Consider the following 25777-nt stretch of genomic DNA (forward strand, 5'->3'; position numbering starts at 1 on the left):
GTGCGGGTCATCTATGTCGACGTCGACACGCTCCGGGCCGACCACACCACCCCGTACGGCTATCACCGCGACACCACACCAAACCTGGCGGCCCTGGCGGAGAAGTCGGTCGTGTTCGATCGCTACTACTGCTCGGACTCGCCCTGCCTGCCCTCGCGGACGGCGCTGACCAGCGGCCAGTTCGGCATCACCAACGGGGTCATCGGGCACTTCGGGGAGGCCGCCCGGTTTCGGCTCGACAGCGGGCACGGGCCGCACCCGCAGCGACCGCTGCTCGGCCAGCGGCTGCAGCAGGGCGGCTACTACACGGCGGCGGTGTCGATGTTCGCCGAGCGGCACCGGGCCTACCACTTCCTGGGCAACTTCCGGGAGTCGATCCGCGCCACCGACCAGCTCAACGACGAGCGGGCCGACGAGGTCAACGCCGTCGCCCTCGACTGGATCCGCCGCCACGCCAGCGAGGACGACTGGTACCTGCACCTGACGTACTGGGACCCGCACACCCCCTACCTCGTACCCACGGAGTACATCGAGCGGGCCGCCGCGCTGGGGCCGCCACCGGCCTGGCCCGACCAGGCGACCATCGAGGCGCACGCCGAGATCTACGGCCCGCGCAGCGCGCTCGACCTGCACTACTTCGTCGGCCCGCGTGACTCGTCCACACCGGACACCATGCCCGACGCCATCCGCGACCGCGCCGACTTCGAGAAGCTCATCAACGGCTTCGACGCTGCCATCCTGTACTGGGACGAGCACTTCGGTCAGCTGGTGCGCACCCTGGACGAGCTGGGCATCGCGGAGCAGACCGCCATCATCGTCAGCGCCGACCACGGCGAGGCGTTCGGCGAGAACGGCCAGTACGCCGAGCACGGGCTGGCCAGCGAGCCGATCCAGCGGGTGCCGCTCGTCATCCACTGGCCCGGTCTGACCGACCGGTTGCCGCAGACGGCTCGCCGCGACAACAGCCTGCTCTACAACATCGACCTCGCCCCGACGATCTGCGACCTGCTCGACATCCCGGTACCGGAGGGTTGGCAGGGCACGTCGTTCGCCGATGCCATCCGCGGTGAGGAGATCGCCTCCCGCGAGTACCTGGTGCTCGGCCACGGCGCCCACTCGTACCAGCGGGCGGTGCGCACCCGCGACCACCTCTACATCCGCACATTCCACCCGGGTGCCTTCCGCGCCGAGTGGGAGCAGTGCTTCGATGTCACCAACGACCCGCATCTGACCCGCGACCTGCTGCCCGACTCCCCGAGCTCGGTGCCCGGATGCGCTCGCTGCTGGCAGAATGGACGTGGACCTACACCGGCGGACCCGGGGCGCTGCCCGACCCGATGATGACCACCCTCCACATCGGACCGACCTACTACAACGACCCGGCCCGGTACGTCGAGCATCTGCGTGCCACCGGCCGCGAGCACCTGGCCGACGACCTCGAGCAGCGCCTGGCGTCGGTGCCGGGCGCGGTACGGGTGTCCTGGCACGCTCCCGACGAGCCGTGGCCGCCGGGCCGCCACGAGGCACTGGCCCGCCGGTTCAATGTGAAACCCGGGGAGGCACCGTGAAAGCCATCGTGTGCGTGGTGAGCGGCGCGACAGCTTGGTGCAGACCATCGACTTCGCACCGACCCTGCTCGACTTCTTCGGCCTACCCATCCCGGACGACATGCGGGGCACGCCCTTGCGCGACACGGCCCGCGACGCGGGATTGTTCGGCTCCTTCGGCGGGCACGTCAGCCTCACCGACGGCCGGTACGTCTACATGCGAGCACCGGCCGCACCCGGCAACACACCGCTGCTCGAACACACGCTGATGCCGACACACATGCACCGCCATTCCTGCCCGAGGAGCTGCGCGGCGCCGAACTCGTCGCTCCTGTACGACCTGCTCGACGATCCGGGCCAGGAGCGGCCGCTCGCCGACGACGAGGTGGAGCTACGGATGATCGGGCTGCTCGTGGAGCTGATGCGCGCCAACGACGCGCCGCCCAGCCAGTACGAGCGGCTCGGGCTGCCGTACACCGGCCCGGTCGCCGCCGAACACCTCCAGATCCGCCGGCAGTGGGCGCAGGTGGAGCAGTGCCAGGCCAGGATCGTGCCCGGCGACTACCCCGCGGCCCGATCAGCGCTCACACGCCGCTGCGCGACCTGCTCGCCGCCGAGGAGGCCGAAGCTGTACTGGCCGAACACGCCCCCGGACTGACCCGCGAGCCGATGCGCTCGATCGCCGGCCACCTGACACCGGGTCGAGATCGCCGCGTTCGCGATCGGTGTGGTGCCGCAGTGGGCCCTGTGCCTGATCTCCGACCACCTCGGGAAGCTGTCCTGTGTACCCCAGCGGCCGCCCCTGGCCGCGGACAAGCCCGGGAATCTGAGTCAGCGCGAGGAGAGGACGCAGAACTCGTTGCCCTCCGCGTCAGCCAGGACCTTCCACGGAACATCGCTCTGGCCGACGTCGGTGGCGGTGGCGCCCAGAGCCCGTAGCCGGGCCACCTCCGCCTCTTGATCGTCACCGAGGTACGGCGCCACGTCGAGATGGACACGGTTCCACCAGGTCCTCACGCCGGGCGTGCGGAGGAATTCCAGATACGGGCCGACGCCCTCGGCCGAACGCAGTCGCGCATAATCATCGGTCACCTCGTGCAGTGTCCAGTCCATCGCCTCGTCCCAGAACCGGGCCATGGCCCGTGGATCCGCGCAGTCGACGACCACCGCGGCGATCGGCCCGGTGTCCCGGTAGATCTCCCGAGGCTCCAGCACGCAGAACACGTTGCCCTCCGGGTCGGCCAGGACCGTCCACGGGATGTCGCCCTGGCCTATATCGGCGGGCGTCGCACCGAGCTCCTTCAGGCGCGCGATCAACTCCGTCTGATGGGCCGCGGAGGTGGTGGCGAGATCGAGGTGCACGCGGTACTTCACCGTTTCGGGGTCCGGGACGGCGACGACGTCGACGCAGACGGCGACGGGGTCCGGGTAGACGAAGCCCATGGGTTCAACGTTGGTCACACCGGGTCCTTCGCTGGAAACGCCCCAGCCGAGCGCCTGCGCCCAGAACCGGCCGAGCGCCGAGTCATCCCGAGCCTTGAAATTCACCTGAACAAGTCGCAGCGCCATGCGGCCGATCGTATGCGTGGGGGTGGATGAGGAACCGCACGACGCCACCGTGACGGCGAACGCTGAAGATCGACCGATCGTTCGTTTCCCAAGCAACCCGTGGGCGAGGCTAAAGGTCGTCTATCTTTAGCGAGGGTCGCGCGGTGACGGTGACCTGGCCGTCGCAGTTCCAGCAGGTGGCCTCGCCGGCCTCCAGGGTCCGTCCCTGCACGTCGCATGCGCTGCAGTGCCATGCGGTCGCGACAACGTACGGTCCAGGAGCCGGTTCCTGGACGAGGCTCATCTCGATCTCCTTGTGACGCATGCGGATCGGGTTCTCGGTCGTGAACCCTAACTCCGGGGGGGGAGGGCAGCTTACCCTCGTCCGCTCACGCGCGAGACCTTTCGAGCAGAATGATAGGCATCGACCACAGGGAGAAATGTCCCCTAATAGGGGCGATTATCAACGTCTATCTGAAATGACCATCTATGATGTGACTAACATCACATTAGCCTGCCCGACGTCGGACCCGGTCGATGACCCGACCGGGTCCTGTCGGAGGAGTCCTAGGAGGTCATCGCGCACTGGCCGCGGTCAGCGCGCTTCGGCCCCTCTGCGGTCGGTCGGATGTCGAAATCGAAGATGGCGGTTGGTAGGTAGAGCGAGCAGCAGGCGTTGGGGATGTCCACGACGCCGCTGATGCGCCCTTCGATGGGGGCCGAGCCGAGGAGCAGGTACGCCTGCTCGCCGGTGTAGCCCCACTTCTTGAGGTACTCGACGGCGTTGAGGCAGGCCCTGCGGTATGCCACCGTCGCGTCGAGGTAGTAGTTGGTGTCGGTGTCGTGATCGACGGAGATCCCGATGAAGGTCAGGAACTCCGAGTACCGCGGCTCGACGTTGCCCGGCATGAAGACCGGGTTGGTGGTGATCCCGAACTTTTCCATGCCGCCCTTGATCAGGTCGACATGGAAGTCGATGAAGCCACCCATCTCGATCGCGCCGCAGAAGGTGATCTCACCGTCACCCTGACTGAAGTGCAGGTCCCCTCCCGAGAGCTTCGCGCCGTCGACGTGTACGGGGTAGAAGACCCGGGAACCACGGGTGAAGTTCTTGATGTCGTGGTTGCCGCCGTTCTCCCGTGCCGGCACAGTCCGGGCGCCTTCGTCGGCGATGCGTTGCGCGACCCCGCCGTTCGCCTGGCCGGCGAGGGTGTTCTCGGACAGCGGCGGCAGGCCCAGCGGCGGCACCCGCTGCGGGTCGCTGGCGATCAGCGCCCGCTCCCGCCGGTTCCACCGGGCGAGCAGCTCGGCGGACGGTGCCGTACCGAAGAGCCCGGGGTGGGTGATGCCGGTATACCGGATGCCAGGCAGATGGCGAGATGTGGCGACCTGACCGTGGAAGTCCCAGATCGCCTTGTAGGCGTCCGGGAAGTAGTCGGTCAGGAAGCCACCGCCGTTCGCCTTGGCGAAGATGCCGGTGTACCCCCAGCCCTCGCCGGGTGCTTCGCCCGGTCGCGCCTCGGGCGTCGTCTGCGGGACCGGTCCGAGGTCGAGGATGTCCACGACGAGCAGGTCGCCGGGCTCGGCGCCCTCAACCCCGATCGGACCGCTGAGCATATGGGCGTGCGTCAGGTCGACGTCACGTACGTCGTTGGCGGAGTCGTTGTTGCCGAGCTGAGCGTCGGTCCATTCCCGGCACTCCACCCGAAACTCGTCGCCCGGGCGCACCATGGTGGCTACCGGAATGTCCGGGTGCCACCTGTTGTGGCCGGGCACCGCCTGATCGCGCATTGACTTGCTCTGATCAACGCTAAACACAAGGTTTGGCATGGAACTCCTCCTTAGTAGACCGCATTCCGATGCCGAGTTGTTTTCAATCGATCACCGCACCACCTTCCTTTCCATCTTGAAATCCAAGATCATGCCGGCCTGCCCCGTTCGGCGGCCGGAACCGGGGCATGCGCGTGCGGGTGGGTGAGCGGCAGCAGCACCACGGCCATCGCGACGCCGAAGATCCCGAGAGTCAATGCGAGCGCGGTCTGGTTCCAGTCCGCCCAGTAGCCGCTGAGGATTAGGAATGCCGGAATCGCGGCCGTCACGATGCCTTCGATGGCGGTCACCCAACCCACATAGGCGTTCAGGCCGTCCAGCTTCAGCCCGAGCAACAGGAAGAAGAGGAACCAAAGAAACGCCCAGTAGAGCCAGATGACCCCGAACGGAGTGTCGTCCAGAAGTCGGAAGTTAGCGAACGAGTAGCCGACCGCGGCCGCGGCGACGAAGAGCGAGAACCAGCCCACACCGGTGCTGTCCAGCCCGGCCAGGAGCGTAATTCCGACATACAGGTACGTGAACCCGAAAAGATAGATGCCCGAGGCGTTGAGGATCACGTCTGCGTCGCCACCCGCCGTAAAGATCAGGTACGTCGGGGTGACGACCTGTAGGGCACCGACGAAGAGGTTGAAGACCGCGGCCGCCTTCGGGTCAACCCTCCCGAGGATCATCACACCGTTGAGGAAGAGAACGGCGCCGACGTAGAGCAGTCCCGTGGCTCCCACTGCTATACACCTTCCTATCCAGCGGCAGAGAACCGGGCAGGCCATTCGCGAGGATGGCCTGGCGACGACCGCCCGCGGGGTGCCCGCCGCCGTCGCGCCGCTGGGATCGGGCGCGGGCAAACCAGCCGGCGCAGCGCACGTCCAAGGTGCGCGGCTGTTCACGGAGGGTCTTACAGCCTCACGGCCATACGGCCCCATCGCTTCATGCCGTCACGGCCAGCAAGGCCGGGCGGCATTACGGCCGAGGTAGTTTGGCAAGCATCGGGTTCTGTGGCGGACGGAGCCGCTGGACGCTACGCGGCGGCACCTTCGAAACGACGCCCGGCACCTCCCGACTCTTTTCATCCAATTCCAGGAGGGCACCGAGTGGCCGGCTGGCCACCTGTCGCAGCATCGGCGGGGAGAACACCCGCCGAGCGGGTTGCTCGCAACGAGGGCAGCGGCAACGTTCTGGCGCGGCACCCATCGCGAGTCGAATGTCGAATCGGCCACATTGGATACACGCGTACTCGTATAGCGCCATACGCACCCTCCAACGACCCAGATCGCCGGTGTGCGTTCCCCCAAACCCATAACCGTAACACAGACGCGGCCGGCCGGGCACCGAACGTGAACATCCCCCATGCCAATCCTCAGCCCCAGATCGTCTGGGCTGCTGCGGCGCAGGCAAACGCGGCCGCCAAGCCCGCCGTCCAATCCCCACATATCACTACAGGATGGGCTAAGATGCTAGATCCTGTAGAGGGCGTACGAGGTGCCCGCCGCCAGGCGGCGGCCTGGCTCGGAGCGCGGGCGACCACCCCACGACTCAACCGATGGGCGCAGGTCTACGACGCGAGGAGCACCCAATGAGCACGGTCTTGTGCGTGCTGTACGACGACCCCGTCGACGGCTACCCACCCGAGTACGCGCGGGACGAGATCCCGCGGATCAGTTCCTACCCAGGAGGCCAGACGACTCCAGGCCCCCACGCCATCGACTTCGTGCCCGGGCAGTTGCTCGGCTGCGTATCGGGCGAACTGGGCCTACGCCCCTTTCTCGAAGGCATGGGCCACACGTTCGTCGTCACCAGCGACAAGGATGGACCCGACTCGACATTCGAGCGCGAGCTCACCGAGGCGGAGGTCGTCATCAGCCAACCGTTCTGGCCCGCGTACCTCACCGCGGAGCGGATCGCCAAGGCGGAGAACCTTCAGCTCGTGATCACTGCCGGCATCGGGTCCGACCACGTCAACCTCCAGGCCGCGATCGAACGCGGTCTAACGGTTGCCGAGATCAGCTACTCGAACAGCATCAGCGTCTCTGAGCACGTTGTGATGATGATCCTCGCGCTCGTCCGCAACTACATCCCCTCGTACCAGTGGGTCGTCAAAGGCGGCTGGAATATCGCCGACTGTGTCTCCCGCTCGTACGACCTTGAAGGCATGACCGTAGGGACGGTCGGCGCCGGACGCATCGGGCTCGCCGTACTCCGGCGTTTGAGGGCCTTCGACGTACCGCTCCGCTACACCGAACGCCACCGCCTGCCCGACGAGGTCGAGCGCGAACTCGGGCTCACCTTCCATGAGAGCGCCGCGGCGATGGTGCCACACTGTGACGTCGTAACGATCAACGTGCCGCTCTACCCGCAGACCGAGCACCTCTTCGACGAGCAGCTCATCTCGACCATGAAGCGCGGCTCCTACATAGTGAACACGGCACGCGGAAAGATCTGCGACAAGGACACGATCGCGCGAGCCCTGCAGAGCGGACAACTCGCCGGCTACGCCGGCGACGTCTGGTTTCCGCAGCCTCCGCCGGAAGAACATCCGTGGCGGAGCATGCCGCACCACGGAATGACGCCGCACATTTCCGGATCGTCGCTGGCAGCGCAGGCACGGTACGCCGCGGGCACGCGCGAAATCCTTGAATGCTGGTTCGAGAACCGCCCGATCCGGGATGAATACCTGATCGTCGAGGCCGGTCGCTTGGCCGGCAGCGGCGCGCATTCCTACAGCGCCGGTGATGCAACCCGCGGATCTGAGGCCGCTGGGAGGTAGTGCAGACAACGAAATGGTGGAACTGACCGGCTATTCTTCCAACGCGCTGTCAATCAAATCCTCAAGGTCCTTGATTGACACATGTCGGCCTTTTCTGTCCAGTACGACAGGAGTGTCGCCCGCACCTATTGCCGCATTGATTGACCCGGCCATATTTCCCAGAGTCTTGCCGGCCTTATCTGCCGCCTTATGCTTTTCAGGGGGATCGAAATCCGGTGCCATCATCACATTGTACCCACGACGGGCAACGAACGACGCACGGAGGGCCTCCCGCGTGGGCGGGCTGAGACGTGTCGGGGTCAGCGTTGCTGGTGCTGCTCAGGCAGGCGGCTGGCGGGGTGGACCCACAGCAGGACGTTGTCGAGGCGCGAGGTCCCTGCCTGCTCCCATTGCTGTCGGAAGAATGCGAGGATCTCCCGGTCCGAGTGGCGCAGGCTGAAGTGGGTCAGGACGAACAGGGTCTGCGGGTGGGCCTGGATCACGGGTCGCAGTTGGCTCCAGACTGTATGCCCGAACCGGTTCGCACGCTCCCGCTGCGAGAAGGCGTATCCGACGCACGGGACCTTGTGCTCGCACTCCACGACCCGCGCATGGTGTCCCCGGCGTCCGAAGGCGAATTCGTCATCCTGCCGCACACTGTGCAGCCGGTGGCCCGCCAGGGCCGGATCGTACGCCGCACCGTGGTTCAGTTCGGCGCTCAACGTAGGTAGGGCTCCACATGCGGCACCGCGTCCAGGCTGCACCGCAGTTCGGGGATGTGGAAGAAGGTCTTGTCATTCGCGCGAGAGTAGCCGGTGAGAGTTAGTCTCGGGGTGGTCGACCGTAGTCATTTCTCGGTCGCCCCCGTACGATTGGCGAGCTCGCGCTGGAGCGCTTCGATCTCCGCCACGCGCTCGCGGGACTGCTCCACTTCCTCATCGTCGATGGAGCCCGCGCCCCAGTTCCACGGTTGCATGATCTCCCATTCGTCCAAGCGGTGCCGGGCGTCGACGTACTCGTGCAGAACCGTGAGCAGGGACGGGCCGCAGGGCCTGACGGACAGCTCGCCGCCTTCGTCCGCCGCGTGACGTGAGACGCCGACTACGGTGCTGCGGCCGGCGGCGAGCTCGCCGAGGCGGTAACAGTGGATCAGGTCGCCGTGTGGTACCCGGGGCTGCCGCTTTTTCGCACCGTGATTGGCCCGGTAGTCGCCGTACAGTTCGAGGAGCGGGACGAGATCGGCGTCCCAGGCGAAGATCCGCCGCTCGGCCCGCCGCAGCATCCGCCAGGGCTGTACCACGGGACCACCCCGCTCGAGCGGGACCGCCAACTCCCACGGCAGGTTGGTCGCGTATCCGGGGAGCGCGTCGCCTGGGTCTGCTTCGACGATCACGAAGAACTCTTCCGGAAACGCGACCCCGAAGCACTCGGCCAGCACCTCACGCGGGCCCAGCCCGACGCATCGGTCCGTTGCACCTGGTGGCCGCGTCATGCGTTGGTGATCGCCGACGGTGGGGGCAGGATCTGGTCAAGAACTCGCCGAGCTTGTTCCCGGTGGGATCTGGCCAGGGTGACGTCGCCTTGGCTCTGGTGGGCGCGAGCGCGTAGGAGGAGAGTGCGCGCCTGTGCCAGGCGCTGGCCAGCGGGTCGCTGCAGGGTCAGCGCCTGCTCGCAGTGTTCCAGGCATCCGGCCGGGTCGCGCATCTCGAGGCTTGCTGTGGCCAGGTGGCTGTGGGCTTGGGCCGCCAGAAGGGTGTATCCCGACCGCTGGGCGATCTCTAGTGCGCGCGTGGCGCGGTCGTGTGCTCGGCGTGGCTGTTGCTTCGCCAGGTGCAGTTCGCAGGTGGCGAGCAGCGCCTCGACGATGGCACGGTCGTGCTCGATGCGGTGGGCGAGGTTCGTCGCAGCGTCGAGTCGGTCTTCGGCGTCGGCGAGGTGGCCTCGTCTGATCTGTACGTTGGCCAAGCCGACGAGGGCGAAGGTGGTCAGCCGTCGGTCGGGTAGGCGTTGGGCGATCTCGAAGGCGGCGGTAAGTGCTTCCAGCGCGGCGTCGTGTCGTTCGGCATCGCGGTGTACGAGTCCCAGGGTGGTCAGGCCGGCCGCCTCGTCGTGGCGGGCACCGACGCTGCGGCAGATGGCCAGGGAAGCGGTGATGGTGTCGAGTGCCTCAACGAGGTGGCCCTGCTCCCGGCGTACGGTGGCGAGGTAGCTCAGGGCGATGGCTTCGCCTTGGCGCTGGCCGGTTTCCCGCAGTGGCCGCAGGGCGGCCTCGCCGAATCGGGCCGCCGCGGGCAGGTTGCCGAGCTGTTCGTGCGCGGCGGCCAGGTTGATGAGGAGGGCGGCCTCGCCGGCCCGGTCGCCAATTCTTCGGTCGATGGCCAGAGACTGTGTGAACCGGTGGATAGCCTGCCGCGTCTGCCCGAGTTGGGCCAGGGCGATGCCGGAGTTACACAGGGCGGCGGACTGTCCCTGCGGCCACCGGGCGCGGGCGGCGAGGTCCGCCGCGGCCTGACATTCGTCGATCATCGCGTGGAACTCGGCGACACGCCAGCACAGGACGCCCAGGCTATGTCGCATCGCAGCCTCCCCCTGCAGGTCGCCGGCCTGCCGCGCCGCGTGCAACCCGGTCAGGACGACAGACCGGTACTGCGGCGGAGCTTGAAGCTGCATGAAGTCGCGCACGGCGTCAGCGAGGTGCCAGGCCATCCGGTGCCGGCCGGTCGCGGCGGCGAAGTCCAGACCCGCGACGATGTTCGCCCATTCGTCGTGCAGCCACTGTTGCGCGTGCGCCTCTGCGGCGAACTCCACGATGGGCACGCCGTCCGGTTGTGGATCGCGGGAGAGCTTGAGGCTGGAGCGTCCGTGGAGCAGGGCCGCGGCCCTGTCGGTGTTGTGCAGGTAGAAATGCAGCAGGCGGTCGGTGGCGGCATCCTGTTCGGCCGGTGGGTCCTGCTCGGCGGTGAGATTGGCAGCGTGTTGCAGCAAAAGGTCGTGGCAGGCCAGGCGGGTGTTTTCGGCAACCTTGACCAGGTGGTACCGGGCCAGCTGGTCGATCAACGGTTCTACTGCTTCGACGGGCAGCCCGGCCAATGCCGCAGCGGCGGCGCTCGCCAGGCCGCCGGGCGCGGGCACAAGTCCGAGCAGCCGGAACAGCCGCTGCGTCTCGGAGGCGAGCGCCTGGTATGACAGGTCGAACGTGCTTCGTACGCTTGCTGTCTCGTCGCCATCCACCCTCAATTGGGCGACCGGGTCGTGCGCGGCCAACTGGTCGACATAGCGGTCCACACTGAGGTCGGGTCGGTCCGCCAACCTGGCGCCAGCGATCCGTAGCGCCAACGGAAGGTGTCCGCACAGCTGAGCCAGCCGCGCCGCGGCCGCCCTGTCGGCGTCGATCCGTTCCACTCCGGCAATCTGGGCAAGCACCTCCACGGCGGCGGCGGGGGCAGAGTGTCGACGGCGAGCCGGCGGGCGCCATCGAGGGCGACCAGACCGCTGAGCCGGTCCCGGCTGGTCACCAGGGTCATGCAGCCTGGATCGGTCGACAACAGCGGCCGTACCTGGTCCGCCTGGGCCACGTTGTCCAGGATGATCAGGGCTTTGCGGCCGGCCAGGCGTGACTGGTAGAGCGCGATCTGCGCGTCGATGCCGATCGGGATCTTCTCGGCGGCTACGCCCAGCGAGATCAGCAACAGTGGCAGCGCCTCGTCGGGCGTCACGCGCGACCCGGGATGGAAGCCACGCATGTCCACAAGGTGCTGACCGTCTGGGAAACGGGAGTTGTTGCCGCGCGCCCACTGCACGGCCAGGCTGGTCTTGCCTACGCCGCCGTTTCCGGTGATGAGGACCAGCCGCTCCCGTGCCTTGTGGAGCGCGTCGAGCTGGCTCAGTTCGCGTTCGCGTCCGACCAGCGGGAGCGACGTCTGTGCTGTCTCCGGGGCGGTCGACCGCGGGTGCGGTGCTGCCACCGTGAGGGGACCGCCGGCAACGGCCAGGTCGAATGAGGGTTCCCGGTCATCGAGTATCGCCTGATGCAGCCGGTCGAGTTCGCCGCTGGGCTCGATGCCGAGCTCGTCGACGAATCGCCTCCTCAACTGGCGAAAGGTCGCCAACGCGTCCACCCGACGTCCACATCGATGCAGCGCGATCAGTTGCAAGCCTGCCAAGCGTTCCCGCAGGGGGAACTCTGTCGACATCGTCGACAGCTCGGCGACGACCTCGTGATGGCGTCCGAGCAGAAGGTCCAGCGCCACGCGGTGCTCCAGGGCTGCCAGCCGTTCTCCCTCCAGCCCTGGGATCACGTTGTCGGCCAGCCACGATCCATAGACGTCGGCCAGTGGTACGCCGCGCCACAGCGCCAGTCCGATCCGAAGCAGGGCATGGGCCTGTGCCGGCTGGCTCTGGCCTGCCGCACGCGCCGCGCGCCGGAACCGATGGAGATCCACTGTAGACAGATCGACGTCCAGGCGATAGCCACCCTGCGACGTGAGCAGTTCGGCGTCGGTGGGGACAGTCCGGCCAGAGCCAGCACGCGACGGATCCTGGACGCGCATACCTGTACGGCGTTGCGAGCCCGCGGCGGCGGCGACGTGTCCCACAAGGCCGTCACGAACCGCTCCAGAGACACCACCAAGCCGGCATCCAGCAACAACAAGGCCAATACGGTCCGCTGCTGCGGCGTCAATGGGCCCAGTCGATGACCCGCCTTCCAGATTTCCACCGCGCCCAGCAGGCGAAACTCCACACCGTGACCGGTCTCGTTCAGACGTACTCCCCGATTCAGGCGGGTGTATGCAGGTCGGCGCCCATGATCTCACGGCCACCGATGCCCGATCAACGAATCAAGGGATACAGCGAATCGACCGAGGACACGACGTCGAAATCAGGGACCCCATCGACCTGTCCGGCGAGGCGGCCGACGGCACCTGGCATTGAAAAGGCAGTCCCGCCGTCGCGGCGATCGCAGGTTCGGCACAACTGATACCGGTTCCACGGGTGTCCGCTGCGTCCTCCGCACGATGGTACGGCCCCGGCGACGGGCCTACCCTCTCAGGAGCCGTCATGCGCTGAAGCTCCGACCCATCACTCGGCGTAGTTGGTTCCCGTGGTTGCGCCACCATGCCTTGCACCACAGGACCTGTACGAGTCCGGTGACGGACAGGACCGCGGCACCGTCCAAGGCGTCCGCGACGTCGCCGGTACCGAGGCCATGCACCGCCCGGCCGAGCAGGTGCACGGTGAACGGCATGGTAATGGTCACCGCGGCACCGAGGCAGGTGATGGTTCCGGCTACGACGATGGCCGTGTACCCGCGGACGACGCGGCGTTCTCTGAGGGGTAGGCCGAGGCTCGGGTCAGGTGTGGCAGGCGATGCCTGGCGTCGTAGCCGTTGAACGAGCCTTTTGCCCAGATAGCGTGCGTAGGCCGTTCCGTCCGCATAGAGGTTCCGGCATCTGGTCATCTCCTGGAGCAGGAAGTACGCGTCCGTGCGCATGAAGATCAGAAGTTCGCCGGCGAGCGCGGCCGCGGTCAACGTGGCGATCACGCTGGCGGCGGTGCGAATGACGCCCGGCTCGGCGACCGCCGACACCGCAAGCGCTGTCGCGCAGACAAGCGCGTCCAAGGCGATGCCGGCCGCATACACGATCATGCGGTGCCACCGGGGGATGCCCATACGCCGCTGACGTCTGTCTCCGCGACAAGGAACTGCAGCCGAGTGCCGAGCCGGATCCGACCCGGGACGCCCGCGGCGCGGGCCGCGGCCAGGTGGGCCAGCTCGTGCAGGTACAGCAGGACCCACCCGATGGCGGCATGAGTGACGAGCACCACGGATCCGTGCCCGCTCCACAGGAGAGCGTGGTAGCTGGGCAGCGGGGCACGGCTCAGGAAAGCGACGACAAGTCCGGCGACGGTGATGCTCGCGAACGCGGCGAGGAAGGTGCGTGACAGGAGCCAACCGACGTGCCGCGGGCGTAGCCAGGGCAGGCTGACACGCATGGCAGGCTGCCCAGGTTGAGGATGACCGTCCAGTTCGGCGATGAAGCCGAGCGCGAGCAGGTCTTCGACGAACTCAGCCAGATCGACCTGTTCCCCAGTGTTTTCGGCGATTGTGCGCTCGGCGTCTTGTACGGTGACGCCTTCGGCGAGCAAAGCCAGGGCACGCGCCCCAACGGGCGGCACGGCAATGAACTCTCCGGAGTCGACCCGCCCGACGATGGTGTCGGCGCCGTCCGTTCTGACGGCCAGCCTGCGCAGGAGGACAGTGGACGTGCCGCGCACGGTAGCCATCGTCGGCGTCATGCCGCCGGCCGGCAGGCCACGCAGTCCGCCCGCCGCGGATGCCGTACCGCGACGGGCTCCCCGGGCACCGCAAGGTTGAGGCCGAACACCATTCCCGGGTTGCCAGCGACATTCGGGTCAGCAGGGCGATGACCCAGTGGGCGACGAGCTGGCCTGATATGACGGCCGTTACCGCCGTGACGGGGTTTTCCGCAGCTCGGGGGAGGATCTCTCATGATCTTCTGTGTCCGGCGGCGAGGTACTCTCGGCCTCCCGTAGGCACTCCCAGCAGGCGCCGACGCCGGGCTGGTATCCGCCCGCGGTGAGCATCGGGCCCCGGTATCCGCCGTCGGCCCAGGGGATGCCCGCGGTCAAACAGGCCAGGTTGGCCCATCGGCGAATGTCCGCTGGCTGGTCCGCGCACTGGGCGAGCACATCGCAGCCCTCGATCACGTCCGCGATGTCCTGCTGGGAACCGATCCGCCGCTGCTCGCCGGTGACCTCGATGTCGGAGTTCAGGCGGCGCAGGCGGGCTACGGTGGCCTCGACCTTGGCCTTGCCGAGATCGTCCTCGGTGTACAGGATCTGCCGATTGAGGTTGGACAGCTCGACCACGTCAGCGTCGACGCAGTGAAGGTGTCCGATGCCGGACGCGGCGAGCGCGAGCGCGGCCGAGCCGCCGGTCCCACCGACCCCGAGCACGACCACCTTGGCTCTTTTGAGACGTTGCTGGACCTCCCAGGGACTGCTGCGGGGGGTGAGATCGACCCAGCTGTAGTACCGGCTGCCCCGCCGGTAGCGTTCCTGCTCCCGCGACGTCAGGTCCGCGGGCGGGTCGGCACCCGCGTCCTCGACGTGGCCGGCGGTGGTCAGCTGTTCCAGGCCAGCGCGGACATCGTCGTCCGAAACGGCTGGGTGAGCGCGGCAGACCTCGGCAACGATGTCCTGCTCGACGCGCGTTCCGTCGGTGGCCCGAATGAGGGTCCACAGCCACCCGTCCGGGTCCTCGATCTCGGCGGCGAGGCCGTAGACGCCGCCGCCGATCCGGACCGTTCCCGCCCGGGTGCGGTACGGCCGATGCTCGAGCTTGAAACGCGGCTTGAACATGAGTTGCCTCCTCGCCAGGGTCGGGCCCCTTGCGGGCGGTTGCCAGCGCACAGAACCCTTGACGCGTGCCTTGGGTACGGCACGCCGTACCCAAGGCGCAGCAGGACCGCTAGCTCTGTTCCTGGTGACAGAGCTTCGTGGTCTCGATCCGGTCCAGCTTGCGGATGACGATCTTCTTCGCCGCCTTCGGAACCTCGATCTTCTTCTCGGCCATGTGAGTCACCTCCTTCGCGCGTCCGGCACGGGGAGAAGGCAACCAGGGTGGGTTGAGAATCCGTTGAGTTGGCGTTGAGTGATGATCAGCAGCGGCTGGTCATCGGACAGCAACCCGAACAGGAACAACCATGCCCGCCGGCGCGGCTCCACCCACCGAGCCGGCTCGCGATCGCGGCGAACCCGGTATTGAACCCCGGCCAGCCACTCCTCGGCGTCTACGCTGTGGCTGTTGGGGCCGCGTCGAGCTCACGGTGCACGACCTGCCCGACCGGACGCGTTGCCGCAGCTCGGGCACATTGCCGTCGGTGCAACGCTCAAAACCGTGCCGATCATCAGACCAGCGTAATCTGGTGTGGTCCGACAACGGCGCGAGCGTAGTCGCACAGAACTTCCTCGACACACGCACAGTGGACATCACGATCGACTCGGTGGCGCTGGGCCACACCGCATCGGCGCGCATCATCCTGCCGAACCGATTTGGACGGCAGGCCGGCGCCTCATGGCCGGTTCTGTATCTGCTGCACGGCGGTTACGGCAGCTACGTGGACTGGACGAAGAACAGCGACATCGCGGGCCTCGTCCGTGAGCGTGACGTGCTGGTCGTCATGCCGGACGGCTGGAGCCTCGGCTTCTACACGGACTGGTGGGCGCGCGGCGGCCGCAAGCCGGGCTGGGAAACGTTCCACCTGGTGGAGCTGGTGCAGATCCTGGAGCGCGGCCTCCACGCCGCCGACCGGCGCGCGATTGCCGGTCTTTCGATGGGTGGCTTCGGCGCGGTCTCGTATGCAGGTCGCCGGCCGGGCTTCTTCCGCGCGGTCGCCTCCTTCAGCGGTACGCTCGACACCCTGCACCCGACCGTCGAACCGATCTCCCCCGGTCCGTACGCGACGTGGCTGCTGCAGGCGCACAACCCAGCAGACCTCCTGCAAAACCTGCGTGGCACGAAGCTGTTCGTGTCCTGCGGCGATGGGCAGGTCGGCCCGTTGGATCCACCTGGCACCGATCCCCGCCAGCATCGGCGTCCAGTACGAGGCCGCACAGGCCCGGCAGAACCGGGAGTTCTTCGCGCGCGCCACACGCCTTGGACTCGACCTCACCTTCGAGATCTACCCCGGCTCGCACTCGTGGCCGTATTGGGCACGTGAGCTCGAGAAGGCGTTCCCGCTCCTGATGCGGGCCCTCCGGGCCGGGTAGGTCCTTTCGGCTATAGCTTGGCTCGGGCGTAGAGGCGGCGTGCGTTCCCGGTGTAGATCTTCTCTTTGTCGTCCGCGCTGAGCCAGTAGATGCGCCTGACCGCTTCCTCGAACGGCATGCGCTTCCTGCCGAGGTTGAGCGAGCGCAGCGGAACCCGGAGATCGCTGGGTGCTGAGAACCCTTACGCTCAGCGAACCCAGCAACGCCTGGTCGAACGCGGCCGGAAGCCGGTTCTTGCACCGGCAGTTCCAGCTGCTCCATAGGGGACGGTCGCAAGACCAGTCGTACGATCGAACGCTTTCGAGACTGTGGATCAAGCTCGAAACCATGAACCTGGTTTGTGGGCCTATGTGGACGGTGTGCGTGGCGGGTGACCGGCCGTCGACCACCCGCCGCGCTCCAGCTACCTGAAGACGGGCGTTACGCCGCGTACAGCTCCACCTCGTTGACCCGGACGAAGCCGGGCTGGTGGTTGGGTCCGTGGATGCCGATGACGCGTACGAGCCGGGTCGTCTGCGCGCTGCCGAAGCGAATCTCGACCGAGGTGTTGGTATTGCCCCGCGTGCCACCGACCGTCAGGAACGTGGTGCCGTTCCACACCTGTACGTCGAAGTCCCGGATCGGATAGCCCTGGCTCGTGTACAGGACCATGCGGCTGAAGGTCTTGTTGACACCCATGTCGACCTGTAGCCACTGCGGATTGGTCGGCGGGAACACGCCGGAGGAGTTCGCCCAACTGTGCGAGCCGCCGAGGGCCGTGTTCGCGTCGCAGTCGGTCGCCCGCGCGGGTGAGTAGCCTTCCCACGCGTAGGTGCTGGACGCGGCCGCGAGCGCCCCGCAGGCCAGGTTGTCGATCCCGGTACCACCGTCGCCGCCCACGCTGCACATCTGGAACTGCACCTTCCCGGTGTTGTACTCCTTGTAGGTCGAATCGGTGTGCAGGACGTGCATCATCCCGCCGTCGGAGTCGCGCTCCTGGGTCGTGACGGTGGTCGTGAGCGTGGGGCCGCCGTTCGGCACCGTGTAGCTGACCGAGTGGGACGTCGACTTGCCACCGTTCACCTCGTACCACTGGAATCCCAGCGCGTCGCCCCACACGGCCTTGTCCCAGGTGGTCAGGAACCGGTCGACGATCTGCCACGTGGTGATGTGCTTGCGCTTCACCTTCGGGAAGTAGACGTTGGCGACCTGGCCCGACCTGCTGATGACGACCAGCCTCATCTCCCTCTTGCCGCCCAGGAAGGTGCCGAAGGTGCTCCTGGAGTCCGTCTTCCAGACGTGCATGTACTCGTCGCCCCGGTTGTTGCGGATGCCGGTGGGATTGCAGGCGAGGGCATTGAAGACCGGGCCGGCCTGCACGGCCGGCCCGGCGGCGGTATCGGCGGACCCGACCATGGTGGCGCCCCCGTAGTCGGCCCGCTCATGGACGGACAGCACCCACACCTCGTAGGTCTCCACGTACGCCTCGTCGATGATGTTCAGCGGCGCGACGCTGAGGTCGGTGTCGAACCAGTAGCTCTGCGCGGTCTCGGCCGACTCGTCGGCCGGCCGGACAGCCATCTCGACCCGGTCCGTGGTGTACACCCCGTCGTCCTGGTTCGGGATGTAGATCTGCGGCTCGTACTGGAAGCCGTCGACCACGAAGTTGGCCACCTGGTCCTTGAGGTCCCGCCACCACCACACGCCCGTGTCGACCATGCCGCTCGCCTCGGCCTCCGCGATGACGCTCGACAGCAGGGCCTCGGTGTCGCCGTCGACCTGGCGTGCGGCCACGTTGCGGACCAGCCAGCGCAGGTTGGCGTCCGCGCCGGCGTGCAGCGTGGTGTTCAGCATTTCGTAGAGCCGGCTTTCGATCGCGTACTCCAGCGACGGTACCGCCGCGGGGGCCGGGGCTGCCGCGGCCGGGCCGCTGACCGCGACGGCCAGCAGCGGCCCGCCGACGACCAGGGCCATGGCGATCCGCCAGATGGGTCGCGGTCGGCGACCGCGACGGGGTGGGGGTGTGGAACCGGGGAGAAGGCTCACTGACGGTCCTTTCAGGATCATGAGGCGCTTGGGCCGCCAGCAGAATGTCCGACCGGCCGCGCGGCAGCATCGGGAGACACCCGCAAGGCCCACCCGCTAAACGGCCTCGTCCGCCTCGGCGCCGAACACCCGGCGTGCCAGCGCGACCCTGGACTGCACGCCGAGCTTCGCGAAGGACCGGGAGATGTGCGCCTCGACCGTCTTCTGGCTCAGGTAGAGCCGCGCGGCGATCTCCCGGTTGGTCATGCCGGCCGCGGCGAGCTGGACCACCTCGCGCTCCCGGCCGGTGAGCAGGTCGATGCCGCTGACGGTCGAGGGCTGCCGCCGGGCCGGGCCGGGGCGTCGCGGCCCCATCGCGGCGAGCTGCCGTTCGGTGCGGGCGAGGGCCGCGTTGAGCCAGTCGGCGTCGCACGCCGCGAACAGGTTCTTGGCCTGGCCGAGCTCGCTGCGCGCGCGGTCCGACTGGCCGGCCTGGGCGTGCAGTTCGGCCGCCAGGTGGCGGGCTCTGCCCTCCTCGGCCGGCGCGCCGGCGTCCGCGTAACCGGCCGCGGCGGCCACGGCCTCGCCGGCCGCCTCGTCCACCAGTCCGGCGCGGGCCAGCACCCGTGCGCGGGCGTCGCGGGCGGCGGCGACCTGGTGGGACAGGCCGATGGTGCGGGCCTGGTCCAGCGCCCGGTCCGCCAGCTCCCGCGCCGGCCCGGGGCGTTCCAGCTCGGCATTGGCCACCGCGCACAACGCCGACCGGTAGGCCGCGGCCTCGGCACGCCAGGGACCGTGGTCCGGGTCCGGCTCAGACAGCTCGGCCAGGCAGCGCGTGGGGTCCTCGGCGGCCAGGTAGACCGTCGCGAGGTCGAGCTTGACGATCCCGGACCACCAGCCCGAGCGGGGCCGGCGCCCGCGGGCGATCTCGCGTGCGAGCTTCACGGCGGCGCGCGGGCCGTCACGCCACAGCACCGGCTTGAGCGTCACGGCCGTCGCCATGGCCGCCGTCTCGACCCCGTGGATCAGCCGGGACAGCTCGCCCGCCTCGGCCGCCACGCTGACCGCCGCCGCCGGCTGCCCACAGCGGATGTGCAGCGCCGCCGCCGTGATCAGCAGGTACGGGAGGCCGTGGCTGCGTCCGTGCCGGTACGCCAGCGCCATGCCGCGGTCGAGGTGGCGGCGGGCCGCGTCGTAGCGCTGTAGGTGGCACTCCACCCACGCGAGGGGCGCGACGAGTTCGAGGTACGGCAGGACGACCGCGTCGCCGCACCCGTCGACCAGCCAGGCGCCGCGGTCCACACACCGCTCGGCGTCGCCGACGCGCCCGAGTTGGAGGTGCCCCAACGCGAGCAGGGCGCACGCGGCCGCCTCCAGTGCCAGGTCGCCGGTCGCGGCGGTGACCAGCAGGGCCCGTCGGCCGTAGCGTTGCGCGCTCACCGGCTCGTTGCGGGCCAGCTCGACGGCGGCCAGCTCGACCAGCGCGTGGGCCGCGGCCCGGCCATCGTCGCGGCAGCGGGCCAGCTCGCCGGCGAGCAGAGCCTTGGCCTCGTCGAACTGGCCGAGCAGGCGGCACACCACCGACGCGAACGTGACGGCCTCCACCCGCCGCCGGCCGTCGATCTGTATCACCTCCTGCAAGAGCGCCCGGCTCTCGGCGAGCTGGCCGGTCACTCCCACGGCGCGGGCGAGCGCCAGCTGGAGGTCGACCCGCCGGCCGGCCAGCTCGGGTGTCTCCGGCATGATCCGCAGGGCGGCCCGGAGCAGGCGCGCGGCGGTCGTCGGGGCGGTGTGCAGGCAGGCCGTTCCCGCCTCGGCGAGGATGCTGGCCGCCGGGGCGTCGCCGGGGTGGGCGGACCGTTCGGTGTGGTGCGCCACGACCTGGAGCGGCCCGTGCCGTATCCGCAGGAACTCCGCCGCCCGGGCGTGGGCGCGGCTGCGCCAGCCGCCGCCGGCCCTCCAGTACGCGGCCGTACGGACCAGCGGGTGCTGGAAGCGCAGCCCCGAGTCGGCGGTCGTCGTCAGCACGCCGAGCCGATCGAGATCATCTACCGCGGAGGCCACCTGCGGCTCCGGACGCTCGGCGATCCAGGCGACCAGGTCGAGAGCCGCGGGGTCGCCTGCGACCGCGGCCGACCGCGCGACGTGCTGCAACTCCTGGTCCAGCCGGTCCAGTTCCGCGCAGAAGACGTCGAGCAACGCGCGTTCGGGCGCGGCCTGGCCATCGCCCGTGCCGGCCAGTTGCGCCAGGGTCTCGTCGCCGGCGCCCGCCAGCGCGCGCAGGTACAGCGGGTTGCCGCCGCTGCCCAGGTACAGCAGGCGCCGCCGCCGCTCCGGCTCGCCTGGCAGCAAAGCGTCGACGTCGGCCGTCGTCAGCGGCCCGAGGCCAATGACGCTCGCGGCCGGCCCGAGGTGGAACGCGGCGTCGGCCACGCCGGCCGGCGCCGGCGCCGGCCGGTACGCCACGGCGATCAACAGGCCACCGGCGGGCGGGCGGCGCAGCAGGTACCCGGTCAGCTCCACCGCCGATCGATCGGCCCAGTGAAGGTCGTCGAGCACGAGCACCGTTGGACGCGCCGCCGCCAGCCCTTTCAGCAGGCCACGAACCTGCTGAAACAGTCGGGGCCGGTCCACGTCCGGCAATGGATCGCCCGCCTCGCCGTCCAGCGCCAGGAGCGTCGCGGGATCGGGCCCAGGCACATTGGCCACGCCCGCGAACGCGTCACGGTAGACAGCAAAAGGTACATGCCGCTCAAACTCGGTGGCGCTTCCCCAGCACACGAGCGCGCCGAGCGCGGACGCGCGGTGAGCCAACTCCGAAAGCAGTCTCGTCTTGCCGATCCCGGCCTGACCGTGGAGCACCAGTGCCCGGAACTCGCCACGACCCATCGCGAACAGCACCGCGTCGACGCTGCTGAGCTCCTGCTCGCGGCCAACCACGCCATCCATCAGCAAAGCAGCCACCACAGTCCCTCAGGTGCACGGCGTCCCGGAGTCCTCGCCGTCCACTCTATCGAAGAACCAGAATCTCAGACCGTCCGCAGTGGACAGACTCCCGTGCGAACGCCTTAGCCGGTTTCCCGGGTCCGCGGTGCGCGCGACCGTTGCTCCCGCCGGAGTCCGGTCAGCCGCAGGGCGGCCTCCCTTCGGCGTCCGCCGTCTCAAGGACTCCGGCTACGTCATTGCGAGCTGCGCAAACCCCTTAGACCCAGCTACTGCGTTCGTAGCCAGGCGATGCAGTCACTTGGGCAGTGAGTCAGCGGTCAGTCGCTGGCTCCTACGACGCCAGCATGCTTATGCGTGTTCGGCGGCGGGGGGTCAGTGGGCGAGCAGAGCGCTGGTCAGAGCCACATGGACAGTGGTGCCGGCGAGGATGCTGAGTAGCGCGTTGCGGCGCCACAGGTGCAGGCCGATGGTGACGGCCAAGGCGAGCGCCGGGGCGAGTAGGCGGTCGGGGTCGGTCAATGGCAGGTCGCGTAGGCAGTAGGCGAACAGGATCACCATGACCCCGGCCGGCATGTGCGCGGCGAGGTAGCCGACGGTGTCGCTGGCGCGCAGCCGGGCCAGGGCCGTGAACGGTAGGGCTCGCAGCGCCCAGGTGACGGCGGCGGACAGGACGACCGCAGTGATCAGGTAGCTGTCAGGCATGGGCTCGTCTCCTGTTGGTGATCAGGCGGCGGGTCACAACGGCGGCGGTGAACAGGGCGAAGGCGCCCAGCAACATCTGGCCGGGGAAGGCGAGGCGGGCGGCGATCGCGGCGAGCAGGGCGATCACCGGGGTGGGCAGATCGCCGTGCCGGGCCCGGATGGCGTCGAGGGCCAGGACAGTGAACAGGGCGGTGAGGGCGAAGTCCAGGCCGGTGACGGTGTCGGGGATCAGGCCGCCGAGCAGGGCGCCGGTGGTGGCGCCGCCGACCCAGTACAGGTGCATGAACGCCTGAAGCCACAGGATGCGGCCGCCCGGCCAGGTGCGGGCCGGGTGGGCACCGGTCAGGGCATACGCCTCATCGGTCAGGGCGAACGTGCTGTATGCCTTGGCGGCTCGGCCGCGCACGCGGTGCAGGGGGAACGACAACGCGTAGAAAACGTGACGGACGTTGACCAGGAACGCGGTCAGGGCGATCGTCGCCAGCGGGGCGAGCGCGACGACCAGGCCGACGAGCAGGAACTCGAACGATCCCGCATAGATCACTGCGGTGAAGACGGTGGCCCACCACCAGTCGAGGCCGGCCTGGGTGACGAACAGCCCGAAGGCGATGCCGAGCGGGACCAGCCCCAGTCCCACAGCGATGGAGTCCCGTAGCGCGGCCTTCGCCTGCGACGGCGCCGGCGGAGCGGGGGCAGACCGGCCAGGAGTGTCGACAGCAGCACCGGGCAATCTCATGCAGCAATTTTACGAAAGATGTCCCATTATTCGATTGCGATGTATTGCCATACCATCGGCAAATGAGCAATGAATACCGCCTTGATGCGCTTGATCGCGACATTTTATTTCACCTGCGACAGGACGGGCGGCTGACCAACGTCGAACTGGCCAGACGGGTCGGCCTGACTCCGCCACCTTGCCTGCGCCGGGTCAAACGGCTGGAAGACGCCGGTGTCATCGCCGGCTACCGCGCCATCATCGATCCGGCAGTCATCGGTCGCGGTCTGGAGGTCCTCATCGACGTAGAGATCTCCGCCACCGACCTGAAGACAGTGGAAAGCTTCGAGGCCACGGTGGCCGCCTACGACGAGGTCATCGAGTTCCGCCGGATGTTCGGCCGCCCCGACTACTTCGTCCGAGTCGCGGTCGCCGACGCGGCCGCCTACGAACAGTTCGTCAGCGGCAAACTCATCGGTCTGCCCGGTGTTCTACGGACAGAGTCCCACCTGACCATGAAGTCGATCAAGACGGGCTCCTGACCGCGCACGCGTCAGCTACACGGCTCGGCGGTCACGCCTGGGGGAAGCGGAGAAGGTGACCGAGACGGCCTCCGCGGTTGGGAGGTGGACACGCTGCTCGCCGTACGGCGAGCGCACCGACACGTCCTGGGCGACGGGTGAACGAAGTCGCACGCGCAGAACGTCGGTGTCCCAGCCGAGTTCCTCGATGGTGACGCCCCCGCGACAGAGCACGCCGTGGATGGCGCCGGTGGGAAGTCCGGCCGGCAGGGCGGGGAGCAGGTCGACCACGCCGGGCTGGGAGTCGACGAGCATCTCGATCAGTACGCCGGGCAGCGTGTGCGCGGCGTCGGCGTTGTAGATCTCCAGGTCGGGGTTGTGGGAGCTCATCAGCGACCGGAAGAACATGTCGTTGCCCACGATCTTGCGCACGTTCTCGTAGGCCAGCTCGCCGTCCCGCAGGCGGGCGGCGACCAGCGCGCGATGCAGGCTGCCGTGCGCGGACAGGTTCTCGTCGCCGCGCAGCGTCAGGGCGCGATGGGCCGCGGCGGCCAGCGCGGGGGTGCCCGGCGGGGTTATCTCGTGCAGCGGCCAGACCGGGTAGAGGTGGCTGATGTGCCGGTGGTCCTCGTCTCCTTCGTAGCCGGGCCAGGCCCATTCGGCGAGCGCGCCGCGCTCGTCCACCCGGTACGGCGGCAACCGGTCCAGCAGCGTGTCCCACTGGTCGGAGCCGGTCACCGCCTTGGCCGTGCGAAAGGCATGGCGCGCCGCGGCAATGTCCATTGTGGCGTTCGCTGCCGCGTACACCGGGTGTCCGGTCTCGTCGGGCGGGCCGGACTCGGCGGAGAACGACGGCACGAACACCACATGCCCCGCCTCGTCGGTACGCGTCAGGAAGTCCTCGAAGAACAACGCGGCCTCGACCAGCCACGGCGCCAGTTCACCGAGCCCTTCCCCGGTGACGAGGGAGTGCTCGTACAGCGGGTAGAGCAGCCAGTCGGCGCCCGGCAGCCACGCCGCCCACGGCCAGTCGTCGTTGTAGTGGAACAGGTGGCCGTGCTCCCCGTCGGTACGGCTCGGCGCGAGGATGCCGCGAGCGCCGTAGATCGCTCGGGCGTTGGTCTGCCAGTCGCGGATCTGGGCGTAGATGAGCCGGGCGTACGCGGCGGTCACTTCCGGCAACGCGCCGATGTTGGCGCCGGCCATCTGCAGGTTGACGTTGGCGTCCGTGGTGAAGTCACCGGACCAGGCGGCGCCCCACTCCCCCAGCCACAGTCCGGTCAGCCGCGGCGGCAGAACGCCGCTGGAGCTCAGCAGCAGATACCGTCCAGAGTGGAATAGCTTCTCCAGCAATGCCGGCCGCAGCGCGGATCGGTCGGCGTTCTGCTGTGCGAGCAGGTCCCCCACCGGTAGGTCCCGGTCCGCCGCCGGCACGTGCAGATCCAGCGAGACCCTCTGGTAGGCCGGCCGGTGTATCGCGGTGTGCCGGGCGAGCAGCTCGGCGTAGTCGAATCCGCCCAAGGCGGCCAGCGCCGCCTCCAGATCCGCCGTCCCCCACCCGGGCTCGTCGTACCGGGCGAGCTTGGTCAGCAGCAGTGCCTCTCCTCGTACCGCCACCCGGTCACCGCTCGCGGTGGCGTCGCCGAGCACCAGCGTCAGGCCCTCGAAGCCGTACGCGCCGAGCCCTTCCGGATAGGTTCCCCGGATGCCCAGCTGAACCGATCCGCCAATGCTGTATGCCGCGGTCTGATACCGCACGCTGTCCGGGCGGCCCGGAAGCTCACCGGTCAGCCCGATGATGACCTCGCCGCCGCCATCGATGTGCTGCACTACGACAGCGTCGGCGCGTGAGACGAAGCAGCGGCGGTGCACCCGCCCTCCCCAATGGACGGACACTTCGCCGGTCGTGAAGTCCGTCGCGCGGGAGTAGTCCACGACGTCCCGATCCGCGTCGCTGTCGAGCGTCATCGCGTAGCCAGGGTGGAAGGCTTGGGTCCACTGCAGTGGCTCGCCGCCGGCCAGCACGCGTCCCGCCTCAGCCCGGCGGCCGGAGAGGATCAGATCGCGTACCTGCTCGATCTGGTCGGCAAGGTGCGGCGGTCGCGCGTCGTGGGTGCCGTTGGGCAGGACGAACCGGTGGTGGTTGAAGAGGACCCGCTCCCGGCACGGGTCACCGTGCACCATGATCCCGTATTCGCCGTTGCCGGATAGGAACGCGTCCTCCCACCGCCCCGCCGGGGTGACGTCTCGGATGCCGTGCATCTCGATGGAGCTGATCACCTCAACCACGGCGGCACCCACCTTCCACCAACCGCTGACATGGGATGTCTTTCTAATCCGGGGAAGAGATCCTGTCCAGATTTGGAGAGATCCGTCTCAACTCCACGCCACGAAGATGCCAAGACATGGGATGGCTCTGATTCTGTCC

At 68.4% G+C, this 25777-nt stretch carries 24 protein-coding genes and 1 pseudogene; 6 read left to right on the forward strand and 19 right to left on the reverse strand.

Going from position 1 to position 25777, the window contains the following annotated elements:
• From Prum_RS04270 to Prum_RS04275, 3 genes are read left to right on the forward strand one after another with little or no spacing between them, the layout of a single operon-like run.
• Positions 1-1341, forward strand: coding sequence for a sulfatase (locus Prum_RS04270; protein ID WP_218577022.1), 1341 nt, complete (start codon positions 1-3; stop codon positions 1339-1341).
• Positions 1341-1568 (forward strand): hypothetical protein, encoded by a 228-nt coding sequence (locus Prum_RS49220; protein ID WP_218577024.1) that lies wholly within the window; start codon positions 1341-1343, stop codon positions 1566-1568. The genes Prum_RS04270 and Prum_RS49220 overlap by 1 nt, the downstream gene beginning before the upstream one ends.
• Positions 1569-1578: 10 nt before the next feature.
• Entirely contained in the window at positions 1579-2205 is a 627-nt protein-coding gene (locus tag Prum_RS04275) for an alkaline phosphatase family protein (RefSeq protein WP_173074153.1), read from the forward strand.
• Positions 2206-2378: 173 nt separating this feature from the next.
• Here Prum_RS04275 and Prum_RS04280 read toward each other — a convergent pair whose 3' ends face one another.
• The 5 genes from Prum_RS04280 to Prum_RS54880 all read right to left on the reverse strand — a co-directional run bounded on the left by Prum_RS04280 (position 2379) and on the right by Prum_RS54880 (position 6173).
• Positions 2379-3116: a VOC family protein gene (locus Prum_RS04280; RefSeq protein ID WP_173083383.1), complete on the reverse strand. Its 738-nt coding sequence runs from the start codon at positions 3114-3116 to the stop codon at positions 2379-2381.
• A 109-nt stretch (positions 3117-3225) separates the two neighbouring features.
• Positions 3226-3399: a hypothetical protein gene (locus tag Prum_RS04285; protein WP_173074155.1), complete on the reverse strand. Its 174-nt coding sequence runs from the start codon at positions 3397-3399 to the stop codon at positions 3226-3228.
• Positions 3400-3662: 263 nt separating this feature from the next.
• Positions 3663-4925: a formamidase gene (gene fmdA, locus Prum_RS04290; RefSeq protein ID WP_173074157.1), complete on the reverse strand. Its 1263-nt coding sequence runs from the start codon at positions 4923-4925 to the stop codon at positions 3663-3665.
• An 89-nt stretch (positions 4926-5014) separates the two neighbouring features.
• Positions 5015-5650 carry an AmiS/UreI family transporter gene (locus tag Prum_RS04295; protein ID WP_173074159.1) on the reverse strand — a complete coding sequence of 212 codons (636 nt, stop codon included), beginning with the start codon at positions 5648-5650 and terminating at the stop codon, positions 5015-5017.
• Positions 5651-5885: 235 nt separating this feature from the next.
• The gene (locus Prum_RS54880) at positions 5886-6173 is read right to left on the reverse strand and encodes an FmdB family zinc ribbon protein (protein ID WP_173074161.1); all 288 of its coding nucleotides are present in this window, start codon (positions 6171-6173) and stop codon (positions 5886-5888) included.
• 325 nt (positions 6174-6498) lie between these two features.
• Here Prum_RS54880 and Prum_RS04305 point away from each other — a divergent pair, with 325 nt between their 5' ends.
• Entirely contained in the window at positions 6499-7689 is a 1191-nt protein-coding gene (locus tag Prum_RS04305) for an NAD-dependent formate dehydrogenase (protein ID WP_173074163.1), read from the forward strand.
• Between the two features lie 30 nt (positions 7690-7719).
• Here the strand turns inward: Prum_RS04305 and Prum_RS04310 are convergent, their stop codons facing one another.
• The 9 genes and pseudogenes from Prum_RS04310 to Prum_RS04335 all read right to left on the reverse strand — a co-directional run bounded on the left by Prum_RS04310 (position 7720) and on the right by Prum_RS04335 (position 15051).
• Positions 7720-7911 (reverse strand): hypothetical protein, encoded by a 192-nt coding sequence (locus Prum_RS04310; RefSeq protein WP_173074165.1) that lies wholly within the window; start codon positions 7909-7911, stop codon positions 7720-7722.
• A gap of 77 nt (positions 7912-7988) precedes the next feature.
• Positions 7989-8390, reverse strand: a complete 402-nt coding sequence (locus tag Prum_RS04315) for a hypothetical protein (protein ID WP_218577025.1) — start codon at positions 8388-8390, stop codon at positions 7989-7991.
• A 125-nt stretch (positions 8391-8515) separates the two neighbouring features.
• Positions 8516-9106 (reverse strand): hypothetical protein, encoded by a 591-nt coding sequence (locus Prum_RS49225; protein WP_218577026.1) that lies wholly within the window; start codon positions 9104-9106, stop codon positions 8516-8518.
• Positions 9107-9156: 50 nt separating this feature from the next.
• Positions 9157-10932 (reverse strand): tetratricopeptide repeat protein, encoded by a 1776-nt coding sequence (locus tag Prum_RS04320; RefSeq protein WP_173074167.1) that lies wholly within the window; start codon positions 10930-10932, stop codon positions 9157-9159.
• Positions 10902-12218 carry an AfsR/SARP family transcriptional regulator gene (locus Prum_RS04325; protein WP_246277632.1) on the reverse strand — a complete coding sequence of 439 codons (1317 nt, stop codon included), beginning with the start codon at positions 12216-12218 and terminating at the stop codon, positions 10902-10904. The genes Prum_RS04320 and Prum_RS04325 overlap by 31 nt, the downstream gene beginning before the upstream one ends.
• 26 nt (positions 12219-12244) lie before the next feature.
• Positions 12245-12409 (reverse strand): annotated as a pseudogene (locus tag Prum_RS54885) (transcriptional regulator MoaR1); the annotation flags it as partial.
• A gap of 315 nt (positions 12410-12724) precedes the next feature.
• Positions 12725-13315 carry a hypothetical protein gene (locus Prum_RS49230; RefSeq protein WP_218577027.1) on the reverse strand — a complete coding sequence of 197 codons (591 nt, stop codon included), beginning with the start codon at positions 13313-13315 and terminating at the stop codon, positions 12725-12727.
• Positions 13312-13953: a hypothetical protein gene (locus Prum_RS49235; protein ID WP_218577029.1), complete on the reverse strand. Its 642-nt coding sequence runs from the start codon at positions 13951-13953 to the stop codon at positions 13312-13314. Before Prum_RS49235 ends, Prum_RS49230 begins: the two co-directional genes overlap by 4 nt.
• Before the next feature lie 180 nt (positions 13954-14133).
• Complete coding sequence (locus Prum_RS04335) at positions 14134-15051, reverse strand: HesA/MoeB/ThiF family protein (RefSeq protein WP_218577031.1); 918 nt, start codon at positions 15049-15051, stop codon at positions 14134-14136.
• Positions 15052-15518: 467 nt separating this feature from the next.
• Between Prum_RS04335 and Prum_RS04340 the strand changes: the two genes are divergently transcribed.
• Positions 15519-16412: an alpha/beta hydrolase gene (locus Prum_RS04340; protein ID WP_173074170.1), complete on the forward strand. Its 894-nt coding sequence runs from the start codon at positions 15519-15521 to the stop codon at positions 16410-16412.
• 469 nt (positions 16413-16881) lie between these two features.
• Here Prum_RS04340 and Prum_RS04345 read toward each other — a convergent pair whose 3' ends face one another.
• The 4 genes from Prum_RS04345 to Prum_RS04360 form a co-directional block, all read right to left on the reverse strand.
• On the reverse strand, positions 16882-18486 hold the full coding sequence (locus tag Prum_RS04345; RefSeq protein ID WP_218577034.1) for a discoidin domain-containing protein: 1605 nt from the start codon (positions 18484-18486) through the stop codon (positions 16882-16884).
• 96 nt (positions 18487-18582) lie between these two features.
• On the reverse strand, positions 18583-21414 hold the full coding sequence (locus Prum_RS04350; RefSeq protein WP_173074174.1) for a helix-turn-helix transcriptional regulator: 2832 nt from the start codon (positions 21412-21414) through the stop codon (positions 18583-18585).
• A 369-nt stretch (positions 21415-21783) separates the two neighbouring features.
• On the reverse strand, positions 21784-22113 hold the full coding sequence (locus Prum_RS04355) for a branched-chain amino acid transporter permease (protein ID WP_173074175.1): 330 nt from the start codon (positions 22111-22113) through the stop codon (positions 21784-21786).
• Complete coding sequence (locus Prum_RS04360; protein WP_173074177.1) at positions 22106-22849, reverse strand: AzlC family ABC transporter permease; 744 nt, start codon at positions 22847-22849, stop codon at positions 22106-22108. The genes Prum_RS04355 and Prum_RS04360 overlap by 8 nt, the downstream gene beginning before the upstream one ends.
• Before the next feature lie 62 nt (positions 22850-22911).
• Between Prum_RS04360 and Prum_RS04365 the strand changes: the two genes are divergently transcribed.
• The gene (locus tag Prum_RS04365) at positions 22912-23370 is read left to right on the forward strand and encodes an Lrp/AsnC family transcriptional regulator (protein ID WP_173074179.1); all 459 of its coding nucleotides are present in this window, start codon (positions 22912-22914) and stop codon (positions 23368-23370) included.
• A 15-nt stretch (positions 23371-23385) separates the two neighbouring features.
• Here the strand turns inward: Prum_RS04365 and Prum_RS04370 are convergent, their stop codons facing one another.
• Complete coding sequence (locus tag Prum_RS04370; protein ID WP_246277633.1) at positions 23386-25638, reverse strand: glycosyl hydrolase family 95 catalytic domain-containing protein; 2253 nt, start codon at positions 25636-25638, stop codon at positions 23386-23388.
• Between the last annotated feature and the right edge of the window lie 139 nt (positions 25639-25777).

The organism is Phytohabitans rumicis (assembly GCF_011764445.1).
Classification (GTDB): Bacteria; Actinomycetota; Actinomycetes; order Mycobacteriales; family Micromonosporaceae; genus Phytohabitans; species Phytohabitans rumicis.

Coding starts and splice junctions, on each gene's coding strand:
- Prum_RS04355 (WP_173074175.1), bottom strand. CDS start 22,113: ATGCCTGACAGCTACCTGATCACTGCGGTCGTCCTGTCCGCCGCCGTC.
- Prum_RS49230 (WP_218577027.1), bottom strand. CDS start 13,315: ATGATCGTGTATGCGGCCGGCATCGCCTTGGACGCGCTTGTCTGCGCG.
- Prum_RS54880 (WP_173074161.1), bottom strand. CDS start 6,173: ATGGCGCTATACGAGTACGCGTGTATCCAATGTGGCCGATTCGACATT.
- Prum_RS04325 (WP_246277632.1), bottom strand. CDS start 12,218: ATGCGCGTCCAGGATCCGTCGCGTGCTGGCTCTGGCCGGACTGTCCCC.
- Prum_RS04280 (WP_173083383.1), bottom strand. CDS start 3,116: ATGGCGCTGCGACTTGTTCAGGTGAATTTCAAGGCTCGGGATGACTCG.
- Prum_RS49235 (WP_218577029.1), bottom strand. CDS start 13,953: ATGGCTACCGTGCGCGGCACGTCCACTGTCCTCCTGCGCAGGCTGGCC.
- Prum_RS04310 (WP_173074165.1), bottom strand. CDS start 7,911: ATGGCACCGGATTTCGATCCCCCTGAAAAGCATAAGGCGGCAGATAAG.
- Prum_RS04305 (WP_173074163.1), top strand. CDS start 6,499: ATGAGCACGGTCTTGTGCGTGCTGTACGACGACCCCGTCGACGGCTAC.
- Prum_RS04335 (WP_218577031.1), bottom strand. CDS start 15,051: ATGTTCAAGCCGCGTTTCAAGCTCGAGCATCGGCCGTACCGCACCCGG.
- fmdA (WP_173074157.1), bottom strand. CDS start 4,925: ATGCCAAACCTTGTGTTTAGCGTTGATCAGAGCAAGTCAATGCGCGAT.
- Prum_RS04360 (WP_173074177.1), bottom strand. CDS start 22,849: ATGAGATTGCCCGGTGCTGCTGTCGACACTCCTGGCCGGTCTGCCCCC.
- Prum_RS04285 (WP_173074155.1), bottom strand. CDS start 3,399: ATGAGCCTCGTCCAGGAACCGGCTCCTGGACCGTACGTTGTCGCGACC.
- Prum_RS49220 (WP_218577024.1), top strand. CDS start 1,341: ATGACCACCCTCCACATCGGACCGACCTACTACAACGACCCGGCCCGG.
- Prum_RS04365 (WP_173074179.1), top strand. CDS start 22,912: ATGAGCAATGAATACCGCCTTGATGCGCTTGATCGCGACATTTTATTT.
- Prum_RS04350 (WP_173074174.1), bottom strand. CDS start 21,414: ATGGATGGCGTGGTTGGCCGCGAGCAGGAGCTCAGCAGCGTCGACGCG.